Source organism: Deinococcus sp., assembly GCF_030523985.1.
GTDB lineage: Bacteria > Deinococcota > Deinococci > Deinococcales > Deinococcaceae > Deinococcus.
On record NZ_JAUNHK010000002.1, the window covers coordinates 2,928 to 13,536 of the forward strand.

Here is a 10,609-nt window from a genome sequence, read left to right on the forward strand (position 1 = left end):
CCGCTGCATCTCGGCCTGCCCGACGGCGGCCATCGGGCCTGACCGCGCCATAGATGCCCGGCGCTGCGTGTCGTACCTCACCATCGAACACCGGGGGCCACTGCCCAACGAGTGGCGGCGCGGGGTGGGCGAGTGGTTGTTCGGCTGCGACATTTGCAGCGAGGTCTGCCCCTGGACGGTCAAGGCGGGGCCGCTGGCGCGGTTTTTTACCCCGCGCCCCGAACTGGCGCATCCCGACCTGAGCCGCTTTTTCGGCGTCAGCGAGCGGCAATTCGAGCGGGAATGGGCCGGAACCGCTTTTCTGCGCCCGCGCCGCAAGGGGATGGCCCGCAACGCGCTGACCGTGCTGGGCAACACCCGCGCCCCCGAGGGCTGGCCGCTGCTGCTGGCCGGAGCCGCCGACCCCGCCTGGGAAGTGCGCGAAGCGGCGGCCTGGGCGCTGGCGCAGTGGGGGGAGACGGCTGAACTGGAAAAGCTGGTCAGCGACCCCGACGAACGGGTGCGGGCCTCGGCGCTACGGGTTCTCTCAGCAGAGCAGGGCTGAAGGTCAAAAAGCGGAAAAAGGGTCTAAGGGAGACTGTCCCCTAGACCCTTTGGCTTCCAAACCCTTAGCGCATCAGCCAGTCGAAGGTGGTCTTCATCAGCAGATTGCGGCTGTTGGGCGTCAGGCCTTCCATGCCAAAGCCCATCGTGACGGTCTTGTACTTGCCAGCATCGTTGGCGACGATGGCTCCGGCGTTCTCACCCGTGCTCTGGGCCTGGATACGGGGCGCGGGACGAGCCGAAGCGGCGTTGCTGCCCCCGAAAATCTGGCTCAGCGCGGCGTTGATGACGTTGGCGGCGAGGTCTTCGACCAGACCGCGCTGGTTCTGGGCTTTCTGGGCGGCCCGCTGGCGGTTGGTGTCGTTGCGCCCGTTCACCTGAATGCTCTGGGCGGTGATGGTTCCGGCGGTGGCGTTGGCCGTGCCCCACGAGGCGACGGTGGCACTGCCGCTGAGGTCGGCAATTACATCGGGGTAGAACTGGTTCATGGCGCTGCCCGAAGCGTTGAGCGTAAAGGCGGTGTTGCCGAAGGCCCCACTGGTCACGAACTTGGGGTTCCCGCTGGAGTCGGCCACGAAGCGGGTCTTAAGAACGCCAGTGTAGAAGCTGCTCTGGCCGATGTCGTAGCCGATGTCCTGCCCAGTCACGATCAGTTTGCCGCCGCCCGCGAGGTACTGCTGCAAGGTGTTCTGGTCGGCGGGCGTGATGGTGTTCTGATACTGCTCGCCCGAGGCCCAGATGACCACCTGGGCGCGCTGCAGCTGATCGAGGGGCACGGCTCCCATCGTCTGGGTGTTCCAAACCAGCGCCGAGGCCGCGTTGGCTTTGATGGCGTCACGCAGCGTCGCCGTCACGTCTGCTCCCTGCCCCATGTCGTCGTCAACGAGGAGGACCGTGGGCTTGGTGCTGTTGGTAGGCGCAGGTGCGGGCGTCGGCTTCGGAGCAGGAGTCGGTGTGGGTGCAGGATTTGCCACGTTCTTCACGAAGCAGCCCTTGACGACGCCCGGTGCCGGGTTATAGCCGCCCCATTCGGCCACCGTGCAGGCCACGTTGGGAGCGGCGTCGTTCGTGCCGAACACATATTTGCCTGCCGTGCCGAAGGCCATTTCCCGGTTGGCGACATTGGTGCAGGTGCCGCCTTCGACCGCGCAGAGGGTGTAGCCCGAGGGACCCGTGGGCTGCGCTGCCGGAGGGGTGGGCGTGGGGGCTGGCGCAGGAGTGGGCGTCGGAGTGGGCGCAGGCGTAGGGGTTGGCGTGGGCGTCGGGGTTGGGGTCGGCGTAGGAGTGGGAGTGGGGGTAGGTGTGGGCGTCGGGGTCGGCGTAGAAGTCACATTCACGCCGAGTTTGCCCAGTGCGCCCGGCAGGCTGATTTGCCCGAAGCCGGTGTTGTTGTTCTTGGCGCTGGCGTTGCTGGCCGTGGTGTAAAGGGCATTCTTGACCGCATCCACGCTGGTGCCGGGCTTGGCCGAGAGCATGACCGCCACCGCACCCGCCGCCAGGGGGCTGGCCTGCGAGGAACCGCTCTTGGCTCCGTACTTGCCGCTGGGCAGCGCACTGGTAATCGTGTCGCCAGGGGCGGCGATGTCGGGCTTGGTAAAGACACCGTTGATTTTGCCCTGCCACGCCACCGGGCCACGGCTGCTGAAGCTGGCGACCTGTCCGGCCTGGTTGACCGCGCCTACGCCGATGGCCTGGGGCAGGTTGCCGGGGCTACCGGTGCTCCCCGCCGTGGGGCCGAAGTTGCCGATGGCGAACACCGGAACCACACCCGCCTTGATCATGTTGTCCACGGGCACGATGAATTCGTCCCAGGTGCCGGGAATACCCAGGCTCATGTTGACGATCTGTGCGCCGTCGTTGGTGTCGGCGTTGTTGTCGGGGTCGAGGACGTACTGCATTCCGGCGATGACCTGCGCGAAGGTGCCTTCGTTGTTGGGCAGCACCAGGGCGCTGATGACCTTGGCGCTCGGCGCGACGCCCACCTTGGAGCCGACCAGCAGGGCCGCCGTGTGGGTGCCGTGGTCGGTGGTATCGCGGGGCTGGCTGCTGACCCGGTCACCCTCGGCGTTGAATTCCTGGAAGGCCGCCACTTTGCCTGCCAGTTCGGGGTGCGAAGCGTCGATGCCGCTGTCGAGGTGCCCGATGCGGATGCCCTGTCCCTTGAATCCGGCGGCCCAGGCCTGAGGCGCACCGATGTTTTGCAGGTGCCAGGGCGTTCCGGCGGGCGCGGCGCTGTTACTCAGAGCCACCGCTTTGGGAATTTGCACCTTGAAGTTCTCGAACACCTCGGAGACGAAGGGCAGCAGCGACACGGCGCGGGCCTGCACCGGGGTCATGGGCAGGTAGATGCTCTGGTCGAGCCACAGCTCGGTGGTTTTCTTGTCGTTGATGGCCTGCTTGAGAAACCCGGCGCTCGGCCCCAGCTTGGCAATCTGGCTGTTGAGCTGCCCGCGCAGGTTCTTGAACAGGGCGCGGCCCTGACCGGTGTTGGACACATTGAAGCGCACGATGACGCCCACCTGGGTCTGGTCTCCAGCGCGGGCACGCTGGAGCAAAGTGGGCGAGAGGGTTCCGGCGCTGGCCTGAGAAGCCGCTCCCAGGGCCAGGGCGGCTCCCAGGACAGTCAGGATTTTGGAAGGTTGTCTCATGACGCTCAGCCTACGCGCCCACACATGACCTCCCCTGAATGGTCTATGAGGAGACCTTCAGGGGAGGTCAGTTGAGCATCAGTCACCGGGCGAATGGCAAAGAGCTGATGGCCGATAGCTGATGGCAAACGTCCTCAGCCATCTGCTATCAGCTATCCGCGCCCTCACCTGCCCCCGATCCGGTACGTCACCCCGAACCGCAATTCGGTGCTCTCGGGCCGCGCCGCCACGCCAGCCGAGGCCGCCTGCTCGGCCTTCGTTTCGACGCCCACGCTGAAACTCAGGCGCGGGTTGACGTTGTAGGCCACTTTGAAGTTGGGGCGCACGCTCTGGAGGTCGAGGCCGTTGAGGGGCGTACTCACGTTGAAGGTAAAACGCCCGTCGGGGGTGGAATAGGTCGCGTTGATCAGGCCCGCGCCGCGCAAATCCACCTGATACTGCACGAAGAGGTCGCGGGTGAGGTAGGAACCGACGGTCAGCGTGGCGTTGACGCTGCCGTCCAGCCCCAGCGCGGGCGTCAGGCGCAGCACGTCCACGCCCAGCCCACGCGCCAGGGTGCGCTCCAGTTCACCCAGGAAAAAGACGTTCAGCGCGGTCTGCACGGCGCTCGTGCCCAGAGCGGCGAGGTTGCCCGACAGGTTGTTGAGGTCGGGGACGCCCGTGGCGACCAGCGCGTACAGTTCCTCCTGGGTGTAGGCGTTGCGGGTCTGAGGGTTCAGGCACTGCTCGCTGGTCTCGGCGCAACTGAGCTGCGTGTCGAGGTCCAGCACGCCCTGAAGGCCGTCGGTGGTGCGGAAGTTGCCGCGCACGCTGAGCAAAATGGGCACCTGCTGACGGGTGGAGGCCGACGGCACCGTGCCCCGCGCCGCGAGGCTGAACGACGGATAAAGGCCGTCGCCGCTGAAGGTCACATTGCTCTGGGTGATGACGAATTCGTTTTCGCGCAGGAAGATACTGCCGCGCTGCGCCACGATTTCACCGCGAATCCGGGGGCGGGCCGCCGTGCCGGACACGGTCAGGCCGGGCGTGCTGAATTCGGCGCGGGCCAGGGTTTCGTCCAGGCGAATACCACCCGAAGCCCGCAGGCGCAGGTCGTCGAGCAGGATGCGCTCCAGCAGCGGCCGTGCCGGGGTCGCAGGTGGCGTACCCGCTGCACCGCCCGTGGCGGCAGGCTTGGCGAACGTCGTGTACTGCTCGGGCAGTGGGCTGACGAAGGTGTCACCGCTCTGGCCCGGAGTGGTTTTGCCGGGAGCCGCAGGCAGGGTATCGGGCGCGTCTACCCGGCCCAGCGTCAGGCGGGCAAAGTCGCCCTCGCCGCTGACCCGCACGAAATCGCCCCCGTCCACCACGCGGAATTCTCCGGTCAGCGCACTTTCGCGGGCATAGATGGCGGCGATGGGCAGGTTGTAGTTGTTGGCCCGTAGGGTCAGGTTCCAGCGCGGCACCAGGTCACCTTCGAGCGTCAGGGTGCCCGCGCCGCTGACGGGGTTGACGCTGCGGCTACGCGCTTCCAGTCGCCAGCCGGTGTCGCCCTGCTGGCGCAAGGTCAGGGTGGTGTTGGGCAGCGGGCCGAGGGCTTCGGGCGCGAACAGGCCGCTGAAGGTCGCCACCGTGTCGCTGAGTTTGCCCAGGGTGAGCTGACCGCGCACGTCCACCTGACCGTCGGCCCCCAGGGTGCCGCCCGTCTGGATGCGCCCGCCCGCTGTAAACGCCCCGCTGTCGGGCAAGTCGCCCGCGAAATTCGGCACGCGCACGGTCAGGCCGCCCACTTCGCCCACCAGATTCTCGGCCCGCAGCAGCCCGCGTGGGCGGTCGTAGGTTCCGGCGGCGCTGAGCAGAATGGTTCCCTGGAGCGCCGGGTTCAGGTCGGCCAGCCCCGGCACCAGCCGCAGCACCGGGGTGAAGGTGGCGTCGGTGAAACGGGCGTTGACATCCACCTTCTGCCGGGTGTACTGCCCGCGCACGTCCCAGGTTCCGGCCCCGCCGAGCTGCACGTTGATGCTACGAAGTTCGCGCTCGGCATAGTCCAGGCTGCCCGTGCCCGTGAGGGTTTCGGTGACGGTCTGCCCGTTTTCCTGCCGCTCGGCACTCACCCGGATGCGCTCGGCGACGACCGAGGCGCGGCCCGCCAGGGGGTCGGAAAGTGGGAAGCGGAAACGGGCCACCCCGGTCACGACGCCCTCGCCCGGCGTGGTGCCCGTGAAGGCCGCCACGACGGCGCCCAGCGGCAACGCCTGCAAAGTGCTTTGCCCGAACACCTCGCCCCCGCTGAGGCCCGCCGTGAAGTCGGAACGGTCAAGGAAGCCGCGCAGCCGCCAGCTTTCTGCGACCCGCGTGCCCTCGACACGCAGCGGCAGGTTTTTCTCGCCCAGTTGCACCCCGTCCGACGCCAGGAAGAAGGTCGAGCCGCCGTCGCTCAGGTTGGCGGCGCCGTAAACCTTACCCGCCAGACCGGGCGCAATCTTGAGTGCGGCGAGGTCCACGGCGTCGAGGGTGGCGCGGGCGTCGTAGCCGTCTCCGGTGGGGGCCACCGCCAGCAGTGCGCCCACGCTGGGCAGGGTGTCCGCCACGCCCCCCGCAGCGTTCAGGCGGGCGCTGCCCATGCCGTTGCGGGCGGTGAGCGCCGCGCTGAAGGTGCGCCCGGCCAGCTTCAGTTGCCCGTCGGCGGTCACGCTTTGCCCCGCGAGGTCGAGGGGGTAGCCCTTTACCTCGGCCCCACCGCTCAGGCTGCCCGCTGCCGCCCGCAGGTCGAGCACGATTTGGCCTGTTCCCCGGCGCAGCGTGCCGCCGAGTTGTCCTTCCCAGTGGGGCTGCACGCCGCCCTGACCCGGCACCTGCACGGCGCTGAGGTCGAGGGTTCCGGCGTTCAGGTCGGCCCTGGCCTGCACGCTGGGGCGGCCCCCGGTCAGCGTCACGGTGCCGCCGATATCGCCCGCAGGCGCGAGGCCCAGCACTGGGATGGTCTGCGGCGAAGTCAGCCCCGTGACCCGGAACTGCACCGCCCCGCTCTGGGTGCGGCTGCTCACCTGCCCGCTCGCAAAGAGCGACCCGCTCAGGCCCCGCACGCCCAGGCGCGAGAGGTCGAGACCCGGCAGGTCGGCGCGCAGTTGCTCGTTTTTCCAGGTCAGCGACCCTTCGCGGGTGCCGTCGCTCAGGCGCAGGTCGGCCTGGGTCAGCCCGGCGCTGCCGCTCGCCCGCCATTCGCCCCGGCGCAGCGTCAGCAGCAGGTCGGGGTCAGCGAGTGGGCCAGACGGCGTGACGCTGAAAGCCAGTTCCGGGCGACTGAGGCTGGCCGCGCCGTGCCACTGCCACTCGCCGCGTTCGTCGGGGCGCAGTTCGACCAGACCGTTGGCGGTGGCGTCCGGCCCGTCCACCAGCCGCACCTGCACGCCGCGTGACCCGGCGACCACCCGCGCCCGCGCTCCCAGCAGGCCGCCCTCGCCCGTCAGCAGCGGATGGGCATAGGCTCCGCCGAGCTTGAGGGCCAGCGGCTCGGTGAGGACGCCCTGCGGCCCCCCGGTCACGCGAACGCTCCCGGCCCAGCCCGTGTAGGTGTTGGCCCGCACGTCCAGCGCCGCTTGCACGCCCTGACTGCTGACCTGCCCGCTGGCGCTGAGGCTGCCCCGGTCGTAGCTGGCCTTGACCTCGCCCGCCACCGTGCCCGTCGCCTGGGCGGTCACGTTCGCCACGCCGGGGCTGGCCTGCCCGCGCAGGGTGACGGTGGCCCCGGCTCCTTCCAGGCGCAGGCCCAGCAGGGAGAGGGTTTGGCCCTTGAGCGAGGCGACTGGCCCCTCGGCCCCGTTCTGAACAAAGCTGCCGCTGAGGGTCGAGAGGTCGCTCAGCCGCCCCGTCACGCTGCCGCGCAGGTCAGGCAGGCCAGCCCCGCCGACTTGCACGCCCGCCGTGTCCAGCGTGGCGGCGAGGGTGGGCGCGGCGAGGGTGCCGCCGAGGTCGGCCTGGACGTTCGCCTGACCCTGTGCCCCTTCTGCCAGCGCCAGAGGATTGAGGGTGAGTCGGCCCGTCAGCCCCGGCACGGCTCCCTCGCCCGGCGTGAGCGTGACCTGCCCGCCGCCGAGGGCGCCCGCTGCCACGTCGTAGCCCCCCGCCCCGTCCCCGCGCAGGGTGACGGGCGTGGGCAGACCCGGCACCGTAGCGCTGAGGTCGCCCGCCAGCCGGGGCCAGATCCCCCCAAGGTCGGCCTTGACCCGCGCCTGGGCGCTGGCCAGCGTGCCGTAGACCCGTACTCGCCCGTTTTGTGGCTGGGTGGCGTCGAGTTGCCGAGCCTCGGCATAGAGCGTGCCCCGCGCCTGCCCGGACGCCTGCACGCGGGCATGAAGGTCGAGGCGGCGCACCTGTCCGCCCACCGTCAGCAGCAGGTCGAAGAGGCCCTGTTCCGTCTGCACCGCGCCCGTGACTTTTCCGGCGAGGTGGGGGTCACGCAGCGCCCCAGTGAGGTTCAGGTCGGCACCCAGCTTGCCCTGCCCGCCCTGTCCAAACGACGCCGCGCCAGGGTAGGCCGCCGCCACGTCCCGCACGTTGACCTGAAGGCCCTGCGGCAGCGTCCCCTGCGCCCGCACCTGCCCCCCGCGCAGGCTGCCGCGCAGGTCGGCGCTCAGGCGCTCCAGGCGGGGGTCGTATTCGGCGTCGCCGTAAAGCGAGAAGGGGCCAGCCTCGCGGTGCAGGCCACGCAGGGCGGCGCGTTGCAGGCGCAGGCGCTCGGGGCCACCCGCCAGTGTGCCGCTGAGGTCGAAGGCTCCGGCGAAGGTCAGTTCGGGCAGATTCAGGGTGCCCGGCAGCAGGCGGGCGGCCTGAATTCGGCTGGTCTTCAGGGTGGCGGCGTAGCGTCCGGCCCGTAGCGTGGCGTCCCCTTGCAAAGCCGCGCCGCGCAGATGCACTTCGGCGTCTCCGGCGGCGTAACTGGCCTGCACCGCGCCCGACAGTTCGCCCGCCGCGTCGTCGAGTTGTCCGCTGAAGGCCGCCGTCAGCTTGTCCCACGATGAGCCGCCCAGGGTGGCCCGCCCGCTGGCCCGCAGTTGCCCGGCGCGGTTCCAGAAGGCTCCCAGGTCCACGCGCTGCAAAGTCAGCTCGCCACCGGGACGCAGCGGCAAGCCCGCCGGCAACTGCCCGGTGAAGGTCGCCTGCCGCTCGCCCAGGCCCAGGCTTCCGGCGAGGTTCAGGGTGCCGCGCCCGTCCAGCACGGCGTCGAGGGGGCCGCCCGGCACGTCGCCCGTGGCCCGCACGCTGCCGCTCCAGCCCTGGCGGGCGTTCCAGCCCAGCGGCCCGCTCAGGCCCACGTCCACGCCATTGTTCCCGGTGCCGCCGTCGCCCGTGCCGCTGCGGTAGCGGGCGTTCAGGTTCAGGCGGGCGGTGGTCAGCCCTGCCGCCGCGCCACTGTTCAGGCGGCCCCGCAGCTCTCCGCTCAGGCGCTCGCCGCTGAGGTCGAGTTTCCAGTCCTGGCCCAGCAGACGGGCCTCCAGGCGCGTGCCCGCCGCGTCCAGGCCCGCCAGTCCTTCATTCAGGCGGCCCTGCACCCGCAAGTCGGGCCGGGCGAGGCTCCCCGTGACCTGGGCCGTGTAGTCGCCGGGAGCGCCTTCGTTCAAGCGGGCGCGGCCCGAGAGCGCCAGTCGGGGCCAGAGGGTGCCGCTCGCCGTAACTTCGCCCAGTCCTGACCCGCCCGCCGTCTGGGAAGGCAATTGGGCCTGCAGACCGCTGACCCGCAGTTCGCCGCCCGCGTAGCGCAGCGGGGCCGTGAAGGTGACGCCCGCCGCCTGTCCCGCCGCGTTCAGGCGCAGGTCGTTCAGGGTGCCGCTCAGGGCCGCGCCGAGTTGTCCGGCAGGCCCGCCCAGGGTGGTCAGGTCGGGGGCCAGCAGGTGCCCGCCCACCTTCCAGGCCGCCAGTCCCGCGCCAGTTCCGCGTTGGGCGGAGGCAGTCAGGGTCGCGCCGCTCACCTCCGCGTTCAGGTCGGCCCGCGCCGCCGCTCCGGTCAGGCCCGTGCCGCGCAGCACCAGGTCGAGGTCGCGCTGCTCCCACCTTCCCCGCGCCCGCAGGGTCAATTCGCGTTCGGCGCTTCCCGTCAGGGTGCCGCGCACGCCGCCCACCGTCAGTGCGGCGTCGGCCTGGGGATAGAGCGGCCCGCGCACGGTGACGGTCTGCCCGCCCAGCGTACTGGCGAGGTCTGCCGCCAGTTGCCCCGCCCGCAGCGTGACCGCGCCCCGCGCCTGCTGCCCCCCCGCGCTCAGGTCGAGGTGGGCCTGTCCCGTCGCCCGCGCCCAGTCGAGGTCAGGCACGTTCAGGTCGAGGCGCAGCCTGCCCGCCGCGTCCGGCAGCACGGGCCGCAGCACCCGCGCACTCAGCACGCCGCCACTGACGCGCAGGCCCTCCCCGCCGTATTCGAAGGGCAAGAGGGTGCCGGGATGGGTCAGGCGTCCCGCCGCCCGCATGCCGCCCAGCCACGACACGGCGGCATTCAGGCCCAGCGCCTCGCCCTGATACCGGGTGTTCTGAAGGCGCACCTCGGCCCCCGACGCGCTGACTTTGGCCCAGAGTCGGCCCGGTTGCAGGCTGGCCCGCACTTCGGGCGGCAGGGGGCCCACGAAGGGCGTGAGGGACGTGGAGACTTCGCCGCCCACGCTCGGCAGCAGGCCCACGCGCCCCGACAGTGGCCCCGACGGGAAAGCCGCCAGCACCTTGCCGCCGCCCGCCAGCCGCAGTCGCCCGGCCCGTTTGAGGTCGCCTGTCCAGAGGGTGTAGGCCGCGTTCAAGCCGCCCGACCAGCGCCCGCCCGCATAGCTCAGGCCCGAGACCTGCACCCGCCCCGCCGTGGCGGAGGCCCGCAGCGGAAAACTCTGCACGGGAACGACCAGCCGCGCCGCGCCGCCGAACTGCTGCTCGCGCAGGGTGAGCGTGCCGCGCAGGTCGTTCAGGCTCCCCACTGCCGAGGCGCCCAGGTACGGCCCCGCCACGTTCACCCGCAGGTCGCTGAGCTGGGCGGGTAGGGTCAGCCGCCCGCTGGCCCGCAGCGCGTGGTCCGCCACCTTGCCGCTCAGGGCCAGGGCGCCGCGCCGCGCCGTGAGGGTCAGCGGCCCGGCCCGCAGGTCGCCGTCCAGAGCGCCGTCACGCAGGGCCAGCGTCCCGGTCAACGGTTGGCCCTGGGCCTGCACGTTCAGCCGCGCCAGACCGGTGGCCCGCTGCCAGTCCAGCCCCGGCACGTTCAGGTTCAGGCCGACCTCGCCTGCCGCGCCGGGCAACACGGGGGCCAGCAGACGGGCGTTCAGGCGGGCATTCTGAATCCTGAGTCCATCGGGGCCGTAGCGCAGCGGCACCAGCAGGCGCGGATGCGACACCAGCCCCGTGACCCGCAGCCCATTTCGCCAGTCGGCCTGGGCCGTGAAATCGAGCGGCTGGCCCTGGTAGCGCGT

The 10,609-nt window shown here is 70.9% G+C and carries 3 protein-coding genes; 1 reads left to right on the forward strand and 2 read right to left on the reverse strand.

The features are described from left to right. Positions 1-544: 4Fe-4S double cluster binding domain-containing protein (locus Q4C89_RS00590; RefSeq protein ID WP_303100667.1), on the forward strand; the 544-nt coding region annotated here is incomplete at its 5' end. A gap of 64 nt (positions 545-608) precedes the next feature. Here the strand turns inward: Q4C89_RS00590 and Q4C89_RS00595 are convergent. Together Q4C89_RS00595 and Q4C89_RS00600 are read right to left on the reverse strand one after the other, a co-directional pair. Beyond that, on the reverse strand, positions 609-3,191 hold the full coding sequence (locus Q4C89_RS00595; protein ID WP_303100668.1) for a S8 family serine peptidase: 2,583 nt from the start codon (positions 3,189-3,191) through the stop codon (positions 609-611). 164 nt (positions 3,192-3,355) lie between these two features. Continuing rightward, positions 3,356-10,534, reverse strand: coding sequence for a translocation/assembly module TamB domain-containing protein (locus Q4C89_RS00600; protein ID WP_303100669.1), 7,179 nt, complete (start codon positions 10,532-10,534; stop codon positions 3,356-3,358). Between the last annotated feature and the right edge of the window lie 75 nt (positions 10,535-10,609).